Source organism: Promicromonospora sukumoe (assembly GCF_014137995.1).
Classification (GTDB): Bacteria; Actinomycetota; Actinomycetes; order Actinomycetales; family Cellulomonadaceae; genus Promicromonospora; species Promicromonospora sukumoe.
The window spans coordinates 1,074,997-1,093,235 of sequence record NZ_JACGWV010000001.1 but is presented as its reverse complement, the minus strand read 5'-3'; the positions used below and the strand labels follow the sequence as shown (position 1 = coordinate 1,093,235).

The window sequence follows — 18,239 nt, the reverse complement described above, 5'->3', positions numbered from 1 at the left end:
CCGTACGGCCGTCCGCCGCCTGCCCTAGAAGCTCAGCCCGGGGAAGATCTCCTCGGCCTGATCGATGTAGTCGGGCTCGGTCTGTTCCTGATATGTGGCCCACGCCTCCGCGTCCCACACCTCCACGCGGGTACCCACTCCGATCACGACCACCTCGCGGCCAAGACCGGCGTACTCACGCAGGTGCGTCGGGATGGAGACCCGGCCCTGCTTGTCCGGGACCTCGTCGCTCGCTCCCGCCAGGAAGTTTCGCGTGTAGTCCCGTGCTGCCTTGCTCGTCACCGGCGCCTGCCGGATCTGGGTGTAGATCTGCTGGAACTCGTCCATCGGAAGAAGAAAGAGGCACCGCTCCTGCCCTTTGGTCATGACCAGACCTCCGGACAGTCGCCCCCGGAACTTCGCGGGAAGGATCAGGCGTCCCTTCTCGTCCAGCTTCGGGGTGTACGTGCCGAGGAGCAGACCCAGTCCTGCGAAACCTTCTGCCATCGCAGTCATGAGCCGACACCTCCTTCCGCTCCCGCACACTCCACGCTACTCCACTTTCCACCACCACACTCGGAAAAACACTGGGGAGAACTGCCCACCGACCCTCAATGCCCAGGTCAAAGAGGTAAAGAGCAGGTGGAGTAAATCCATGTCCGGCGTGGCGTGGAATGTCTGATCAGCCCGCTCCGTGCCGCCCGTCTGCGCGCGCGGACGCCCTGGTGGGGCATCGAATCGCCAGGGCGAGGCCAGCCCTGGGATGTGTGAAGACCGCGTGACGCACCCGACAGAGTGCTTTACATCTCTACTAGGCTGGACCAGCCGGGCGAGCGTTCATCGCCCCGGCGCCCGAACAGCGCGCCCAGCGCCAGAAACCCGGCCTGACTCCCGGCCCGATGGAGGTCCCCCAGTGCACACGGAACCCGCCACGTCCGGCCTCACGGATCCTCACTACGCCGGCGGACCCGCCCCGCAGGCGGCGCCCGGACCGGGCGCGCTCGACGAGCTGGTGGAGACCATGGCCCGCGTCCGGGGCGCCGTCGAGTCCGTCGTGACGGGCCGGCCCGGCCTCGCCGACATCACGCTGGCCGTCCTGCTGGCCGAGGGCCACCTGCTCGTCGAGGACGTGCCCGGCGTCGGCAAGACCACTCTCGCCAAGGCGGTCGCGCGCAGCATCGACTGCCACGTCGGCCGCATCCAGTTCACCCCGGACCTGCTGCCGAGCGACCTCACGGGCGTCAACATCTTCCGTACCGGCACCCACGAGTTCGAGTTCCGGCCGGGCCCGGTGTTCAGCAACATCGTGATCGGCGACGAGATCAACCGCGCCTCGCCGAAGACCCAGTCCGCGCTGCTGGAGTGCATGGAGGAGGGCCAGACCACGGTCGACGGCACCACCCACCAGCTCCCCCGGCCGTTCCTCGTGGTCGCCACGCAGAACCCGGTCGAGATGGAGGGCACCTACCCGCTGCCCGAGGCGCAGCGCGACCGGTTCATGGCCCGCATCACCGTGGGGTACCCGGACATCGACGCCGAGATGCTCATGCTCGACCGGCAGGAGGCCACCACACCGCTGGCCCACCTGGAGGCCGTGACCGACGGGCACACGCTGCTGCGGTTCTCCGCCCTCGTGCGGTCGCTGTACGCGTCCCCCTCGGTGAAGCGGTACGTGGTGGGCCTCGTCGGCGCGACGCGCGAGCACCCCGGCCTGCGGCTCGGTGCCTCGCCGCGGGCCTCGCTCCAGCTCCTGCGCGCCGCCAAGGCCATCGCCGCCATGGCGGGCCGCGACCACGTGCTGCCCGACGACATCCAGCGGCTGGCCCGTCCCGTGCTGGCCCACCGCCTCATCCTCACGACCGAGGCCCGCCTCGGGGGCGTGACCCCGGAGACGCTCGTGGACGAGATCGTGCAGCGCACACCGGTGCCGGCGCTCGAGCCCGCCGACCGGCGTCAGTTCTGAGCGGCCGGGGCGGCAGGCACATGACATGGCGTGACACGCTCGCCAGGATCAGCCGGGTCCGGCTCACCCCCCGCGGCATCGGCGCCGCCTGCGTGGGCGGCGTCCTGATCCCGCTCGGGCTGGTGCTCACCCTGCCCGACCTCGTGGGGCTGGGCGCGGCCGCGCTCATCGCCGTCGCGGTGGCGTGGCTGGTCATCGGCACGCAGCGGCTGGAGTCGGGGCGCGGCGCCCTGCAGGTGACGCGGTCGGTGGCACCCAACCCCGTGGTGCGCGACCGCACGGCGGAGGTGAGCCTGCTGGTCGCGGCGCACCAGGCCTCCGGCGCGGCGTACGAGCGCCTGTCCCGGCTGCGGCTGTCGGAGCAGGCGGCGCACGAGCTCGCCGGGCACCAGGGCATCCGCGCCCGGGTCTCCGCGCGCGCCGACCGGATCACCGTGCACTACTCGCTCACGCCGATGCGCCGCGGCCGCTGGTCGCTCGGCCCGCTGCTGACCACCCGGACCGACGTGTTCGGCCTGGTCCGGGCCACCCAGCCGCTCGGCAGGGCCACGCACGTCCCCGTGTGGCCCCGGACCGTCGAGCTCGCCGTCCGCACGCGGTCCGTGGGCGACGTCGACCATTCCGCCACCGGGGCGCGCCTGCAGTCCAGCGACGACTCCGTGCTGCGCGAGTACGTCGCGGGCGACGACCCGCGCCGCGTGCACTGGGCCAGCGCCGCGCGCCGCGGCCAGCTCATGGTCCGCGCCGACGAGAGCGCCGGCGTGCGGCCCGTGAGCGTGCTGCTCGACCGTTCCCTGCTGCCGCACTGGCAGGAGTCCGGGAGCATGCGCCGCCCGGCCGCGGTGGACGACGGCGAGTGGGCCGTCGAGCTCGCCGCCTCGATCGCGACCTCGTTCCTCGACGGCGGCCACCCGGCCCGCCTCGTGACCACCAGCGTCGCGCCGAGCGTCGAGGGGGTGCGGTTCGCGACCACGCGCGCCAGCCGCTCCGCCCTGCTGGACGCCTGTGTCGACATCCGCGGGCACCGCGGCGTCTCGGAGGGGCAGCACGCGACCAGCACCACCGCGCGTGCGCTCCGGCTCGCCCGGGCCCCCGGCGAGATCGTCGTGGCCGTGCTCGGCCCCCAGGGACCCGACGCGCGCCACGACCTCGCCGCGCTCGGCGCCGAGGGCACCTGCTGGGCCCTTCTGGTGGCGCCACGCGGCGCCGGCTTCCAGCACGAGCTGGACCAGACGGCCGCCGAGCTGCGCGCCTCCGGCTGGCACGTCAGCACCTGCGAGGCCCGCACCGACCCGGAGCGCGCCTGGGCCCTGCTCGCGGAGCGTGCGCCATGATCCCCGCGCACCGCGGCCCGCTGGTCCGCACCGTCGCCTCCGGCGTGCTCGTCGCGATCGCCGTCATCGCCTCCATGCACGCCCTCACGCTCGTCATCGACCCCGGACCCTGGCTCACCGCCGGCACCACCGGCGTGCTCCTCGTCTCCGCCACCACGTGCGTGGTGCGGTACGTGCTGCTGCGCAACGCGGTGGACCGCGCGGCCACCCGCCGGGCGGCCGGCCAGGGGCCGAGCGCCGACCGCGCCGCCGACCGGGCGGCGGGCGGCGCCTCGTTCGTCGCGACGGCGGCGGGCCTCGTCGTGGCCGTCTGGTACGTCCTGGCCCGCTACGGCGGCCCCGGGCAGCGGTTCGAGCCCTTCGTGGGCCCGGACGCCGTGGAGCAGGCGCTCGAACGGTTCCGGCAGGCGACCGAGCTGATGAGCACCCAGGTGGCGCCGGTCGACCCCGGCCCCGCGATCAGCATGGTCGCCGTCGGCGGCACGCTGCTGGTGCTGCTCGTGGTCGACTCGCTGGCCGGGGCCCGTATGCCCGGCTTCGCCGGGGTGCCGCTCCTGCTCCTGTGGACGCCGCCCCTGACCCTCATCGGCGACGTGCAGTGGCCGGTCTTCGTCATCAGCGTCACCGCGATCCTCCTGCTGCTCACCGTCGACCCGGTCGGGGTGACCCCCGGCCGGCGCACCGACTCGGAGTCCGCGGCGGTACGCCGGGCGCAGCGGTTCCGCTCCGGCATCACGGCGCTGACGTCCGTGGCCGTCGCCGCGGCCTCGCTCGGCGTGGCGACCGGCATGGCCGCGCTGCCGGCGCTGGCCGGCACGTGGAACCAGCTCATCTCGACGCCGTCCGACACGGTCGAGCTGTCCTCCGAGCTCGACATGCGCCAGCCGCTGAGCGCCCGGTCCGCCAACACGGTGCTCACGTACACGATGGCCGACGGCGAGCCGACCGGTCCCCTGCGCGTCATGACGCTCACCGCGTTCGACGGCGTCCAGACCAACCGGAACGTGCCCACCGGCGGCCTGGCCACCTTCGACGCGACCACGGTCCTCGCCCCGCCCGGTGAGGGCGCCGCGGGCGAGAGCCGCCGCATGGACGTCCGGATCGGGCAGCTCGACGGCGCGGAGCTGCCGCTGCCGCTCGAACCCCGGACGGTCGACGTCGACGGCGACTGGGCCTACGACGCCCTGCGCGACGAGGTGCGCAGCAACCAGGGCACCGAGCAGGGCGCCCCGTACACCGTCGACGTCCTCGACCGGGGGCTCACGCCCGAGCTGCTGCGGGCCACGCCCGCCTCGGGCGACCCGCGGTCCGCCGGCTACACGGAGGTGCCGGACACCGAGCACCGCGAGGACATCGCCGCCTACGCCCAGGAGGTCGTGGGGGACGCGCCCACGCGCTTCGACGCCGTCGTCGCGCTGCAGAACCACCTGCGCTCGGGCGCCGGGTTCGTCTACAACCCGGACGCCGACTACCGGGGCTCGTCCGACACCGTCTGGGACTTCCTGCAGAACAAGGAGGGGTACTGCACGCAGTACGCCCTCTCGATGATGGTGATGGCGCGCAGCCTCGACATCCCGGCCCGGATCGGCGTCGGCTGGCTGCCCGGCCGGCCCGACGGCAACGGGAGCTACCGGGTCACCGGCCAGGACTCGCACGCCTGGCCCGAGATCTACTTCCCGTCCGTCGGCTGGGTCCGTTTCGAGCCGACGCCGCAGGTGCAGACCGGCCCGCTGCCCGCGTACGCGAACCCGGGCACGGGCACCGCGCCCAGCGCCCTGCCCACGCCGTCGCGGGCTCCCGAGGTGCCCACGCAGCAGCCGTCGCAGCAGCCCGAGGAGTCCGGGGCGGGCGCCACGGAGGACGCGTCGGCCGGCAGCCAGGTGTCCGACCGGACGCTGCCCGGCTGGGCCTGGGCGGTCGCGGTCATCATCGCGCTCGGGGTGCTCGGCGGGGCCGCCTGGCTGCTGCTGCGCCGTCGGGCGGAGGTCGAGGAGCTCGACCCCGAACGGGCCTGGGCCCGGGTCCTGGCACTGCTCGCCGAGCAGGAGGTGCGGCTGGGCCCGTCGGTCACGCTGCGCCGGGCGCCGGAGGTCATCGCGGACGAGGTGCGCACGCGCACGGGCACACCCCTGCCCGACGACGTCGCCGAACGGCTCACCGCCCTGGCCGACGCCGCCGAGGACGAGCGGTACGCCCGCGACTCCACGCCGCCGACGGCCGCCGAGCTCGAGGAGCTCACGACCACGGTGACGACGGAGCTGGCGGCGGCCCTCACCCGCAAGCCCTGACCCCACCCCGTTGAGTGCGGGATATTCGTCCTTCTCGAGGCTCGAGAAGGACGAATATCCCGCACTCAACGAAGCCGGGCTTCACGGAGCCGGGCACACGACAGGAGCCGGGCCCCGACGGGGCCCGGCTCCTGTCGTGCGGTGGTCCGGTGGGGACCACCTCGAACGGTTGGCCGGCTAGCGGCCGCCCTGATTACGCCGGTTCTCCCAGCGCTCTTCCAGCCGGGCGAGGAAGCCGCCGGAACGGCTGCCACCCTGGCGCTTGCGGGCCTTGCGTGCTCCCCCTTGGGGAGGCTGGACCGTGCCGTCTTCGCCGACGACCCCGACCGGGCCCTCTTGCTGCTTCTTGCGCGGTCCGAGGAACGCGAAGACCACACCCGCGAACATCAGCACGAAGCCGATGGCCCCGAGCCACGTACGCGACGTCGCTGCACCGACGACAAGAAGAAGCAGGCCGACGACGACGCCGGCCCCGGACAGCACATAACGGAGCGCATTACCACGGCCTGTGGACTGGAGCGTGTTCGCCAGCCGCGGGTCGTCTGACGTCAGAGCACGCTCCATCTGCTCCAGCACCCGCTGCTCGTACTCGGACAGAGGCATCGAGACCCCCGGATCTCGCAAAGGAACAGTGTCCCTCTCAGGATAGGACGACCCGGCCGTCGTTGGTAGTCGACATCCCGGGCATACCCATGACTATAGGGGCAGATCAGTAAAGATGCGTGCCGTTCTTGCGGTGTACACCCAGGTCGATCGCCGTTTTCCCAAACTTCTCACGCACCGCGTCGAGCGCGACCTCCGCCTCGCGCTGCGCCCCGGAGCGCGGGTCGACCGCTTCCTCCAGCGTGAGCTGCTGGGTGGAACCGTCACGTTGACGCAGGTTTTCACCCCGTACGCCCACCAGCCGGACCGGGAGGCCGCCCAGATCGACCGCCGCGACGAGCTCGCGCGCCACGAGATAGATCTCCCGGGCGACGTCCGTGGGACCGTCCAGCGTGCGTGACCGGGTGAATGTCGCGAAGTCGCTGGAGCGCACCTTCACCGACACCGTGCGCGCCATGACGCCCTGGTGCCGCAGCCGGGCCGCCACCCGGTCGGACAGCTCCAGCACCCGCCGGTTCACGGTCTCGGTGTCGTCCTGGTCCGTGCCGAAGGTGGTCTCGGCGCCGATGCTCTGCTCGTGGTGCTCGGGCACGACGGGGCGCGGGTCGCGGCCCCACGCGAGGTCGTGCAGGTGCGCGCCGCTGACCCGGCCGACGGCCGCCTGCAGGCTCGGCAGGTCGGTGTTCGCCAGCTCCTCGACCGTGGTGATCCCCCAGGCGGCGAGCGACTTCTCGGTCTTCTCCCCCACGCCCCACAGCGCCCCGACGGGCAGCGTGTGCAGGAAGTCGACGGTGGCGGACACCGGCACGAGCATCAGACCGTCCGGCTTGGAGTGCGTGGAGGCCAGCTTCGCCACGAACTTGTTCCGGGCGATGCCCACCGAGGCCGTCACCCCGTGCTCCCGCTCGATCCGGCGGCGCAGCGCGGCCCCGATCACCGTGGGCGGGCCCAGGCGCCGTCGGGCACCGCTCACGTCCAGGAAGGCCTCGTCCACGCTGATCTGCTCGACCAGCGGCGTGACCTCGTGCAGCATCCCCATGACCGAGCGGGACACGTCGCGGTACAGGTCGTGGTCGGGCCGCACGACGACGGCCTGCGGGCACAGCACGCGCGCCCGCGTCATCGGCATCGCGGACCGGACGCCGAACGCCCGCGCCTCGTACGTGGCGGCGAGCACGACGCCCCGCTCCTGCGCGCCGACGATGACGGGCAGCCCGCGCAGCTCCGGCCGCCGGGCCAGCTCGCAGGACGCGAAGAACGCGTCCATGTCGAGGTGCAGCACGGAGCAGCCGGACTCGTCCGACCCCCAGTTGCGTCTCGCCGCCGCTGACCGCGGCCCCTTGCTCACTGACGTGCTCCGTTCCTGCTGTCGTCCAGCACTCGCCTGTGCGGTGCCGCGAGGATCACTGACTCAAGGACCGCTGCCCCGAGGATCACACGGCCCGGGGGCCGGTCCGCGCCCGCCGCGCGGGGCGGGTCACGACGCCTCGGGCACCAGGGTGAGGCGCTGCGTCGCGAAACCCGTCTGCGGGTCCACGAGCATGGCCACCTCGTCCCGGAAGTCCTCGGCGCACGCGAGCAGCTCGTCCGCACGCGCGGCCTCGACCTGCTCCGGTCGGCCGGCGTCCACGGCTGCCCGCAGGGGCGCGCCGGAGGCGAAGTAGCCCGACCAGGCCGCGAGGTCCGGCTCGGCGTGCGCGAGCATGTCCCACACCGTCCGCGCGCCGGAACGCGCCGACGGGCGGCCGCGCAGCGCCACGATGGCGGCGGCCGACCGGATGGCCGCGAGGTGCGCGTGCACGAACCGGTCGCCCGGGTCGGCCGCACGCGCGGCCTCGGCGAGCTCCGCGTCCGCCTTGCGCAGCAGCGCGCTGACACCCGGCGGGACGGCGCGCGGCACGAGCATCCGTGCCGAGACCACGTCCCGACCGCTCTGAGACTGCATGCTGCCCATCTCGAACCTCCGATCGAACCCCTTGTGCGACACTATCGAACATACGTTCTATCCTGTCAAGCGGGCCGCGGGTCCGGGGGACACTGTCCTCATGGCCCGCCGCTCCGCCCGACGCCGCCCATCCTCCTCCGCACCACTGACACTCCCCGCCGAGCTGCCCGTCGGCCCCGTGCCGATCAGCACCGGCACCGCCGAGGTGGTGCGCGACCCTGACTTCCCGCAGCGGGTGACGCTGCACGTCAACGGCGTGCCGAGCTCCAGCCTCGACCTCGCCGACCCCGGTTTTCTCGACTTCGAGTACATGCAGCAGATGGCAGCGTTCGTGGCGCTCCTGCCGCCCGGGCCGCTGCGGGTGCTGCACCTCGGCGCGGCCGGCAGCGCCTTCGCCCGGCACGTGGAGCACGAGCGGCCCGGCTCCCGCCAGCTCGGCGTCGACCTCGACCCCCGCCTCCTGGAGCTCGTCCGCGAGTGGTTCGCCCTGCCGCGCTCGCCCCTGCTGCGCCTGCGCGCCGACGACGCCGGGCGCGCCCTCGCCTCCGCCCGCGACGCCTCGTACGACGTGGTGGTCCGCGACGTCTTCGCGGGCGACCGCACGCCCGCGCACCTCGTGGGCACGGGCTTCGCCGCCGAGGCCCACCGGGTGCTGCGGCCCGGCGGCATCCTCCTGGTCAACTGCGCCGACCGGCCGCCGCTGACCACCGCGCGCCGTGAGGTCGCGAGCCTCGCCGAGGCGTTCGGGCCGGGTGCCGCGGCACAGGGCCGACTGGCCGCCGTCGCCGAGCCCGCGATCCTCAAGGGACGCCGCTACGGCAACCTGGTGCTCGCCGCCGTCCGCGAGGTGCCCGAGGACGGGCCGGGGGACGACGTCGGGGGCGCCGACCCGGGTGACGCCCGGGACGACGACCCGCGGGCCACGCAGAAGGGCGCCCAGGACGGCCCGCAGGCGCCCGGGCAGGCAGGCAGCGACGTCGGGCAGCCGGACCTGCGTGACGCGCGCCTGGGGCGCGCCCTGCGCGCCCTGGCGGTGCCGGCCACGCTCCTGGCGGGCGACGACGCCGCGGCGTTCGCCGGCACGGCCGCCCCGCTGGAAACCGCCGCCCCGGCCTGACCACACCCCCGCACGTGTCAGACGTACAGGTCCCCCGGGGGACCTGTACGTCTGACACGTCGCTCGCGGGTGGGGCGAGGGCGCGAAAAAGGCCACGCTCCCCGGAGGGAGCGCGGCCTTCTCACGAGTTACCTCAGAGCGGAACGACTGCTTCCGCCTGCGGCCCCTTGGGACCCTGCGTGATCTCGAACTCGACCCGCTGGGCCTCCTCGAGAGACCGGTACCCGTTGGACTGGATTGCGGAGTAGTGGACGAAGACGTCAGCGCCGCCGCCGTCCTGGGCGATGAACCCGAAGCCCTTTTCCGCGTTGAACCACTTCACAGAACCCTGCGCCATGCTGTCCTTCGACCTTCCGTCCGGGATCCGACGGCGAGCCCGTTGCCCGCCCCCGTGCCGCAATGCTTTCCCGACTTGCTCACGACACGCCGGACGTGGCCTTGGTACGTCACTGCAACGTGCGCCAGTGTGGCATGGACCACTCAAATGTGCCATGGAACACGCACATTTATGCCGCAGCTATGACACACCGGGCCGAGGAATTACCCGCAAACCCTGCTCAGACCCCGTTTTCGGGCGGCTGAGCCTGCGGCTCCGCTCCTGGCGCGTGCCTCGTTCCTCAGCCCGCACCCTGCGCTACGCCTTCGGCTCAGTCGCCGTTCTGCTGGGCGAGGAAGCGTTCGAACTCCGCCCCCAGCTCCTCGGCGCTCGGGATCGGCGTGGTCTCCGCCAGCAGGCTCGGGCGGCCGATCGACCGCGCGAACGCGTCGTACTGCTCCTCCAGCGCCTTCACGACGGCGGCGATCTCGGTCGACTCGGCGACCTGCTTCTCCACCTCGATCTTGGCGTCGGTGGCGGCCTCCTCGAGTGCGGGGATCGCCAGGTCCAGCCCGGTCGCGCGCTCCGTGTGGTGCAGCGCGACCACCGTGGCCGGCGGGTACTGCGACTGCGCGAGGTAGTGCGGCACGTGCACGGTGAAGCCGAGCGCGTCGTGCCCCGTCTCGCCGAGCCGGTACTCCAGCAGGGCGGCCAGGGAGCCCGGCACCTTCACGCTGCCGAACCACGACGTGTAGTCGTCCACGAGCCCGGGCCGGGTGGCGTGCGCCGTCAGCGACAGGGGTCGGGTGTGCGGCAGCCCCATGGGGATGCCCTGGATGCCGACCACGAGGCTCACGCCGAACCGGTCGACGAGCTGGATCAGCCCGGCCACCACGCGTTCCCACTGCAGGTCCGGCTCGGCGCCGTGCAGCAGCAGGAAGCCGGTGCCCTCGGCGTCGGTCAGGTGGTCGACGGCGAGGTAGGGGGCCTGGTAGTCGGCCCACCGGTCGGAGTCGAAAGTCATCGTCGCCCGCTTGGAGCGGTAGTCCAGCAGCTGGTCCACGTCGAACGTCACGAGACGCTCCACGCGGAACTCGTCGATCAGGTGCTCGACGGCGAGGTCGCCGGCGCTGCCCGCGTCCACGAACCCGCGGACGGCGTGCAGGAGGACGGGTCCGTCGGAGCTGCCGGGCACGCTGCGACCCAGCGTGCGCTCGACCGCTGCTTCGTCGACGTCGTAGATGCCCTGGGGGTCAAGCACGTGCGCTCCCTCGCTCGTCCGGAGTACTGCCGAACACCCGATCAGAAGGGGTGTCTGCTCTGGTCCAACGTCAGGACGCCCGGGTGTCTTCCCGTTACGCCCTGAGCGTCGTGAGCGAGTTTCGGATCAGCGGCCGGGCAGGCGCACGACGGACACGAAGAAGTCGTCGATCCGGCGCACCACGTCGATGAACCGGTCGAAGTCCACCGGCTTGGTCACGTACGCGTTGGCGTGCAGCGAGTACGAGCCGACCACGTCCTCCTGGGCGTCCGACGTGGTGAGCACCACGACCGGGATGTGCCGCAGCATGGGGTCGCCCTTGGCGACCGCGAGCACCTCGAGGCCGTCCATCTTCGGGAGGTTGAGGTCGAGCAGCACCAGGTCGGGGGTCGGCACCGTGGCGTACTGCCCCTGCTTGCGCAGGAACTCCAGCGCGCTCACGCCGTCGCCCACGACGGAGACGTTGTTCGGGACGCGATGGTCCTCGAACGCCTCCCGGGTCATCAGCACGTCACCCGGATCGTCCTCCACGAGGAGGATCTCCATCACCTTCTGACCGCTCACGTTGACCACCCGGCCCGTACCTGTCCCATGGAGTCCTCACCGGCGGGCCCCTTCCTCGCGACCCGTCGTCGGCCCTGGTCAGGCCGCATCATTGAAGCGTAGTCGACTGCGCGCGTTCGGTCGAAAGGCGCCCCGTACCAGGTTGGCCCTGGCGCCGCGCCAGCGTGAACCGCACGATCGTGCCGCCGCCGTCGGCGGGCTCGATCCAGATGCGGCCCTTGTGGTACTCCACGATGCGTTTGACCAGCGAGAGGCCGATGCCGGTGCCCGCGTACTGCTCGCGCGAGTGCAGCCGCTGGAAGATGACGAACACCCGCTCCGCGTACTGGGCGTCGATGCCGATCCCGTTGTCCACCACGGAGATCTCCCAGTGCGCCCGCATGCTGCGCACCTCGATCCGCACGTTCGGCGTCCGCTCCGGGTCGCGGAACTTGACCGAGTTGCCGATCAGGTTCACGAAGATCTGCTGGAGCAGCGCCCGCTCGCCGTGCACGACGGGCATCGGGTCGTGCACGATCTCGGCGCCCGACTCCTCGATCCGCTCGGACAGCTCCGACAGCGCGGCGGTGAGCACGCCCTCCAGCTCCACGTCCTCGCGCGGCACGCCCGTGCGCCCCACGCGCGAGAAGCTCAGGAGGTCCTGGATGAGCCGCTGCATGCGCTTGGCGCCGTCCACGGCGAACTCGATGTACTGGTCGGCGCGCTCGTCGAGCGTCCCGCCGTACCGCTTCTGCAGGAGCTGCGTGAAGCTCGCGACCTTCCGCAGCGGCTCCTGGAGGTCGTGCGAGGCCACGTACGCGAACTGCTCCAGGTCCCGGTTGGACCGCTCCAGCTCGCGCGCCTGCTCGCTGAGCAGGGTGTGCGCGTTCTCGACCTCCTGGTGCGACAGCCGGATCTCCTCCACCTGGTGCACCAGCTCGCGGCGCATCGTCTCCACGTGCATGGCGAGCAGGGCCACCTCGCCCGTGCCGGCGGGCCGGATCTCGCGCCCGAGCACCCCGCTGCTCACCACGCGGACGGCGGCCGTCAGCTCGGTCAGCGGCCGGATCACCCAGGACTCCAGGGCGAGCCACATCATGGTGCCCATCAGCACGACGACGAGCACGAGCGTCGCGACCGCCCCGAGCAGCAGCCGCTCCCAGACGGTGCGGGTCTCCACGATCGCGTCGCGCTGCGCCCCCAGCTCGGCCAGGTACCGGACGACGGCGGTGTTGGCCGCGTCGTACAGGGCGTCGCCCTCCGCGCTGGGCGGGGCCGTGGCCAGCAGCGCCATGCGGCAGTCCATCTGCCCGGCGGGCGCCGCCTCGACGGCCGCGACCACCGGCTCGGCGTACTCGTCGAACCACCGGTCCGTGAGCCGCACGGCCTCCTCGTAGGCCTGCGCGACCTCGGCGTCCTTCGCCAGCGCCCGCCGCTCGACGTCGGCCAGGAGCATGATCCGGCCGCTCGACCCGACGGCGCGCGTCCAGGGCTCCAGCGCGGCCTCGTCGCACGTCGCGCGGTAGGCGCGCAGCGACGAGTCGGCGTCGGCCAGGGCCAGGGAGGCCCGTTCGCCGTCGACCAGGGCGCGGTAGTAGGGGCCGTCGGCGCGGGCGTCGAGGCCCCGGGACTGGACCAGCGCGAGCACCGCGACGGCGAGCGCGAGGACGAGCATGGCCGCGACGGCGCCCAGGAGCCGCGCGAGGCGGCGACGCATGGAGACACCGGTGAAACGGTGCTCGTCCGGCACCAGCGTCATGCCCGCGACCACTCCACCGAGTCGGCCAGGGTCGAGGTGCGTTCGCCCGGTTCGGTGGCGCCCGCGCCGGCCCAGCCGACGAAGAGCAGCGCGGCGTCGTCGACCAGGGGGCCGCCGTGCAAGGCACGCACCCGGCGCAGCACGCGGGTCACGACCTCCTCGGTGCCCTGGTCCATCTCGTGCTCGACGACGCTGCGCAGGCCGTGCGCGCCGAGGCGGGGCATGCGTCCGTGGGCGCTGGGCGGCAGGACGGGCGTCCCTCCGGGGTCGGCGCCGACGGCGGCCTCGACGAGCCCGTCCGTGTAGAGCACGGCGGTCCACACCTCGGGCAGGCGGACGCGGTGCGCCGTCCAGGTGCCCTCGACGGGGATGCCGAGGGCGCGGCCGCGGTCGGAGGAGGGCAGCTCCTCGCACTGGTGGGTGACGGGCGCGGACCGGCCGGCCGGCTTCTGCGGCACGACGAGCAGCGGCGGCAGGTGCCCGGCGAGGTAGACGTCCATGTGCGCTCGGTCGGGCGAGATCACGGCCTGGCAGATGGTGACGAACACCTCGGGCCGGCCGCGTTCCGCCAGGAGCACGCGCTCCAGCAGGGGCAGCACGTCGTCGGCGGGCGTGTCGGCGAGCACGAGGGTGCGCCACGCGGTGCGCATCGCGGCGCCGAGGGCGGCCTCGTCGGGGCCGTGCCCGGCGACGTCGCCGATGACGGTCACGAGGGTGCCGTCGGGGCGCTCGACCGTGTCGAAGAAGTCGCCGCCGAGCAGGCCGTTGCCGCCGGGCAGGTAGCCGACCATGACGGAGACCCGCGCGTCGGTGACCAGTTCCTTGGGCAGCAGCGCGCGCTCCAGCCGCGTGGTCTCGGCGGCGCGCACCTCGCTGCGGAACAGCGCGATCTGCTGGGCGGCGGAGCGCCGGCGCAGGGTCGCGTAGCGCAGGCAGCGGGCGAGGCCGTCGCCGTCCACCTCGCCCTTGACCAGGTAGTCGTCGGCGCCGTTGGCCACGGCGGCGGAGCCCAGGTCGTGCGACGTGTTGCCGGTCAGCACGACGACGGCGGGCTGCACGGGCAGCACCTCGATGCCGTCGATGATGCGGCGCAGGGCGCCCAGCCCCTCGGCGTCGGGCAGGCCCAGGTCGAGCAGCAGGCAGTCCACCGAGACCATGGACAGGATGTTCAGGGCCTCGTCCACGGAGCGGGCGCGGTGCAGGTCGGCGCGCAGGTCGGACTCCACGTCGGCGTCGGCGAGCAGCTCGCTCACGAGGAACGCGTCGGCGTCGTCGTCCTCGACCAGGAGCACGGAGATGGGGCCGTCCAGCCCGGAGGGGCGCGCCTCGGGTCCGGGCCCACCTCCGGGCCTCGCAGATCCCGCCCCGCCCAGTGCCATGGCGGCGATCCTATCCAGCGAGAAGACGCCGTGTCAGCGGACAGGCCGACCGGTAGGCGATAATGGTCGGCCGGTTCTTTCTGACCGGAGTGATCTTGCTGGTGGAACACGGAGGTAGGGCGTGACGGGAATCGCGGGCGAGCTCGCCCACGAGCAAGCAGTCGTCGACACGATGTACGTCCGCTTGGACACCCTGCGCGGCACCACCGCGAACCGGCTGCGGGACGTCCGCCTGGCGGGCTCGACGGGCACGCACCAGAACCGCAGCGAGCGCGACGCGTTCGCGACCCTCTACGAGGACCGCGCCGCGCAGCTCGACGCCGTCGAGGACCGGCTGGTCTTCGGCCGCCTCGACCTCGCGGAGGGGTCCGAGGACGGCGCGGTGACCCGGTACGTGGGGCGCATCGGGCTGACGGACGCCGAGCACCGGTCCATGCTGACCGACTGGCGCGCCCCGGCAGCCGAGGCGTTCTACCGGGCCACGGCGCTGCACCCGGGCGACGTGCGGCGGCGGCGGCACCTGGTGACAAAGGGCCGCGCGGTCACGGGCCTGGAGGACGAGGTCCTGGACCTCGAGGGCGACATCGACGCCGACGCGCTGTCCGGCGAGGGCGCGCTGCTCGCGGCGATGGCCCAGGGCCGCACCGGCCGGATGACCGACATCGTCGCGACCATCCAGGCCGAGCAGGACCGCATCATCCGCTCCGAGCTGAGCGGCGCGCTGGTGGTCCAGGGCGGGCCCGGTACCGGCAAGACGGCCGTGGCGCTGCACCGTGCGGCCTACCTGCTGTACGCGCACCGGCGCCTGCTGGAGCGCTCCGGCGTGCTGGTGGTCGGGCCGTCCAGCGCGTTCCTGCGGTACATCGACCAGGTGCTCCCCTCGCTCGGCGAGACCGGCGTGGTGTCCACGACGATCGGCAGCCTGCTGCCGGGCGTCCGCGCGACCGGCGTCGACGAGGGCCAGATCGCGCGGCTCAAGGGCCTGCTGCTGTGGCGCAAGGTGATCCGGCGGGCCGTGCGGGCGCGCGAGCGCGTGCCGGGGCACGACGTCGCGGTGCGGGTCGAGGGGCACGACTTCGTGATCCGCCCGCGCGACGTCGCCGACGCGATCGCCCGCGCCCGCCGCACGCACAAGCCGCACAACCTGGCGCGCGCGTCGTTCGTGCGCGACATGCTCGACCGCCTCACGGACCAGTACCGCGACTTCGAGGGCGCGCCGCTGTCGTCCGAGGACCGCGCCACGGTCTTCGAGGACCTGCGCTCCGACCGCGACGTCCGCGTGGCGCTCAACCTCGCGTGGCTGCCGATCACGCCGGAGAAGCTGGTCTCGGACCTGTACGCCAAGCCGCACCGGCTCGCCGAAGCCGCGCCGGAGCTCAGCGAGCGCGAGCGGCGCCTGCTGGTCCGCGCGCCGGGGGCGCCGTGGACGGAGTCGGACGTGCCGATCCTGGACGAGGCGTACGAGCTGCTGGGCGAGGACGACTCCGTGGCGCGGGCCGAGGCCCGCAACCGCGAGGCCGAGCAGGCCCGCGAGGTCGAGTACGCGCGCAGCGTGCTGTCCGCGACGGGCGCGGGCGGCGGCCTGGTCGACGCCGAGACGCTGGCCTCCCGGTTCGCCGCGACCGGCCCGTCCCTGACGACGGCGGAGCGCGCCGCCGGCGACCGGTCCTGGACCTACGGCCACGTGGTGGTCGACGAGGCGCAGGAGCTGTCCCCGATGGCCTGGCGCGCGCTGGTGCGCCGGGTGCCGACGCGGTCGATGACCATCGTCGGCGACGTCGCCCAGACGTCGTCGGCTGCGGGCGCGCGGAGCTGGGACCGGATGCTCACGCCCCTGCTGCGCGACGGCTGGCGGCTGTCCGAGCTCACCGTCTCCTACCGCACGCCGTCCACCGTGGCCGACACCGCCCAGCGGGTCGCGCGGGCCGCCCGGCTGCCCGTCTCCGACCTGCGCGCCGCGCGCGAGGTCGAGGGCTCCCTCGCCGTCGTCCGCACCTCGCCCGGGGCCGACGGCCTGCCGGAGGACGGCGCGGCGGTGACCGAGGCGCTCGGCCTCGTCAAGGAGCTCGTCGGGCCCGACGCCGGCCGCGTGGCCGTGGTCGCGCCGTCCGGCGCCGTCGCGCGCCTGGCCGCCGCCGTCGCCGAGGCGCTGCCGTCCGCCGTCGGCGCCGAGGAGGCCGCCCGCCTGAGCGCCCAGCGCCCGGAGGACGCGCAGCTCACCGTACTGGCGCCGCGGGAGACCAAGGGCCTGGAGTTCGACGCCGTCGTGCTGGTGGAGCCGGCCGCGATCGCGGAGGGCGCCGGCGGGGTCAGCGACCTCTACGTCGCGATGACCCGTCCCACGCAGCGCCTGGTCGTGCTGCACGTGCGCGACCTGCCCGAAGGGTTCTAGGCCGGCCGCACGCCGGCCCCGGCGCGCCCCGCGTCCCACCTGCCGTCCCAGCAGGCGGGACGTGGGGCCGATCCGTTTGTTGCATCCCCTCCCCCTGGCGCACCATGGGTGCGTGCAGCGAGCCCTTCTCCTCGAGAACGTCCACCCCACCTCCGTCCCGATCCTCGAGTCGGCCGGGTACGAGGTCGACTACCGCAAGGGAGCGCTCGACGAGGACGAGCTCATCGCGGCGCTCGACGGCGTCCAGCTCCTCGGCATCCGGTCCAAGACCGAGGTGACCGCGCGGGTGCTGGCCGAGACGGACAGCCTGGTGGGCGTGGGTGCGTTCAGCATCGGCACCAACCAGATCAACCTGACGGCCGCCGCCCACCGCGGCGTCGCGGTGTTCAACGCGCCGTTCTCCAACACGCGCTCCGTGGTGGAGCTGGCGATCGCGGAGATCATCTCGCTGACCCGCCGCATGACCGAGCGCGACCGCGCCCTGCACTCGGGTGTGTGGGACAAGTCCGCGGACGGCTCGCACGAGGTGCGCGGCCGCACGCTGGGCATCATCGGCTACGGCAACATCGGCTCGCAGCTCTCCGTGCTCGCCGAGAACCTGGGCATGTCCGTCGTCTTCTACGACACCGCGGAGAAGCTGGCCCTGGGCAACGCGCGCCGCGCCGAGACCCTGGACGAGCTCCTGGAGACGGCCGACATCGTCACGCTGCACGTCGACGGGCGCTCCGGCAACGCCGGCCTGTTCGGCGAGAAGCAGTTCGCGCGCATGAAGCAGGACGCGATCTTCCTCAACCTGTGCCGCGGGTTCGTAGTCGACGTCGACTCGCTGGCCGAGCACATCACGTCCGGGCACCTCTCGGGTGCGGCCGTCGACGTCTTCCCGGAGGAGCCCAAGAAGCGCGGCGACGCCTTCGAGTCGGTGCTGCGCGGCCTGCCGAACGTGATCCTGACCCCGCACGTCGGCGGCTCCACCGAGGAGGCGCAGGAGTCGATCGGCCAGTTCGTCGCCAAGAAGCTCAGCGACTACGTGACGACCGGCTCGACGATGCTCAGCGTCAACCTGCCGAACCTGCAGCTCGAGCACACCGGCGTGGGCCGCATCAAGCTGCTGCACCGCAACGTGCCGGGCGTGCTCGCCACGGTGAACCAGATCTTCGCCGACCACGGCGCCAACATCGAGGGCCAGATGCTCGCCACGCGCGGCGACATCGGCTACGTGGTCACCGACATCTCGGACGTGACCGAGCGCGGCGCGTCCAAGAAGCTCCAGGCCCTGGACGCGACCATCCGGCTGCGGATCCGCGACGCCTTCGAGCGCCCCGAGTTCCCGCCGGGCCCGGCGGCCCGCTGAGTCCGTCCA

General features: G+C 73.2%; 15 protein-coding genes. 6 read left to right on the top strand and 9 right to left on the bottom strand.

Annotated features, from left to right (window positions below; all coding sequences use genetic code 11):
- Positions 1 to 24 precede the first annotated feature (24 nt).
- Positions 25 to 495: a division/cell wall cluster transcriptional repressor MraZ gene (mraZ, locus tag FHX71_RS04800; RefSeq protein ID WP_182614659.1), complete on the bottom strand. Its 471-nt coding sequence runs from the start codon at positions 493 to 495 to the stop codon at positions 25 to 27.
- Between the two features lie 397 nt (positions 496 to 892).
- Here mraZ and FHX71_RS04795 point away from each other — a divergent pair, with 397 nt between their 5' ends.
- Genes FHX71_RS04795 through FHX71_RS04785 form a run of 3 tightly spaced genes read left to right on the top strand, consistent with a single transcriptional unit; the run spans position 893 to position 5,564 of the window.
- Entirely contained in the window at positions 893 to 1,942 is a 1,050-nt protein-coding gene (locus FHX71_RS04795) for an AAA family ATPase (protein WP_182614658.1), read from the top strand.
- Positions 1,943 to 1,962: 20 nt separating this feature from the next.
- On the top strand, positions 1,963 to 3,276 hold the full coding sequence (locus tag FHX71_RS04790; RefSeq protein ID WP_182614657.1) for a DUF58 domain-containing protein: 1,314 nt from the start codon (positions 1,963 to 1,965) through the stop codon (positions 3,274 to 3,276).
- Positions 3,273 to 5,564: a transglutaminase TgpA family protein gene (locus FHX71_RS04785; RefSeq protein ID WP_182614656.1), complete on the top strand. Its 2,292-nt coding sequence runs from the start codon at positions 3,273 to 3,275 to the stop codon at positions 5,562 to 5,564. Before FHX71_RS04790 ends, FHX71_RS04785 begins: the two co-directional genes overlap by 4 nt.
- 177 nt (positions 5,565 to 5,741) lie before the next feature.
- Here the strand turns inward: FHX71_RS04785 and FHX71_RS04780 are convergent, their stop codons facing one another.
- From FHX71_RS04780 to FHX71_RS04770, 3 genes are all read right to left on the bottom strand, one after another.
- Positions 5,742 to 6,167 (bottom strand): SCO2097 family morphological protein, encoded by a 426-nt coding sequence (locus FHX71_RS04780; RefSeq protein WP_182614655.1) that lies wholly within the window; start codon positions 6,165 to 6,167, stop codon positions 5,742 to 5,744.
- Between the two features lie 106 nt (positions 6,168 to 6,273).
- Positions 6,274 to 7,515: a DNA polymerase IV gene (locus tag FHX71_RS04775; protein ID WP_182614654.1), complete on the bottom strand. Its 1,242-nt coding sequence runs from the start codon at positions 7,513 to 7,515 to the stop codon at positions 6,274 to 6,276.
- Positions 7,516 to 7,644: 129 nt separating this feature from the next.
- Complete coding sequence (locus FHX71_RS04770) at positions 7,645 to 8,112, bottom strand: SAV_6107 family HEPN domain-containing protein (protein ID WP_246402217.1); 468 nt, start codon at positions 8,110 to 8,112, stop codon at positions 7,645 to 7,647.
- Between the two features lie 100 nt (positions 8,113 to 8,212).
- On the opposite strand from FHX71_RS04770, the gene FHX71_RS04765 reads away from it, so the two are divergent.
- Complete coding sequence (locus FHX71_RS04765) at positions 8,213 to 9,229, top strand: spermidine synthase (protein WP_182614652.1); 1,017 nt, start codon at positions 8,213 to 8,215, stop codon at positions 9,227 to 9,229.
- A 133-nt stretch (positions 9,230 to 9,362) separates the two neighbouring features.
- On the opposite strand, the gene FHX71_RS04760 is transcribed toward FHX71_RS04765, so the two are convergent.
- The 5 genes from FHX71_RS04760 to FHX71_RS04740 all read right to left on the bottom strand — a co-directional run bounded on the left by FHX71_RS04760 (position 9,363) and on the right by FHX71_RS04740 (position 14,487).
- The gene (locus tag FHX71_RS04760) at positions 9,363 to 9,566 is read right to left on the bottom strand and encodes a cold-shock protein (RefSeq protein ID WP_116674592.1); all 204 of its coding nucleotides are present in this window, start codon (positions 9,564 to 9,566) and stop codon (positions 9,363 to 9,365) included.
- Positions 9,567 to 9,876: 310 nt separating this feature from the next.
- Positions 9,877 to 10,806, bottom strand: a complete 930-nt coding sequence (locus FHX71_RS04755; RefSeq protein WP_182614651.1) for a proteasome assembly chaperone family protein — start codon at positions 10,804 to 10,806, stop codon at positions 9,877 to 9,879.
- 126 nt (positions 10,807 to 10,932) lie between these two features.
- Positions 10,933 to 11,352, bottom strand: a complete 420-nt coding sequence (locus tag FHX71_RS04750; RefSeq protein ID WP_182618478.1) for a response regulator — start codon at positions 11,350 to 11,352, stop codon at positions 10,933 to 10,935.
- A gap of 106 nt (positions 11,353 to 11,458) precedes the next feature.
- Positions 11,459 to 13,108 carry a sensor histidine kinase gene (locus tag FHX71_RS04745; protein WP_182614650.1) on the bottom strand — a complete coding sequence of 550 codons (1,650 nt, stop codon included), beginning with the start codon at positions 13,106 to 13,108 and terminating at the stop codon, positions 11,459 to 11,461.
- Positions 13,105 to 14,487, bottom strand: coding sequence for a PP2C family protein-serine/threonine phosphatase (locus FHX71_RS04740; protein ID WP_246402213.1), 1,383 nt, complete (start codon positions 14,485 to 14,487; stop codon positions 13,105 to 13,107). Before FHX71_RS04740 ends, FHX71_RS04745 begins: the two co-directional genes overlap by 4 nt.
- A gap of 121 nt (positions 14,488 to 14,608) precedes the next feature.
- Between FHX71_RS04740 and FHX71_RS04735 the strand changes: the two genes are divergently transcribed.
- Both FHX71_RS04735 and serA read left to right on the top strand, forming a co-directional pair.
- The gene (locus FHX71_RS04735) at positions 14,609 to 16,879 is read left to right on the top strand and encodes a HelD family protein (RefSeq protein WP_182614649.1); all 2,271 of its coding nucleotides are present in this window, start codon (positions 14,609 to 14,611) and stop codon (positions 16,877 to 16,879) included.
- Between the two features lie 112 nt (positions 16,880 to 16,991).
- Entirely contained in the window at positions 16,992 to 18,230 is a 1,239-nt protein-coding gene (gene serA / locus FHX71_RS04730) for a phosphoglycerate dehydrogenase (protein ID WP_182614648.1), read from the top strand.
- The last annotated feature ends 9 nt before the right edge of the window (positions 18,231 to 18,239 follow it).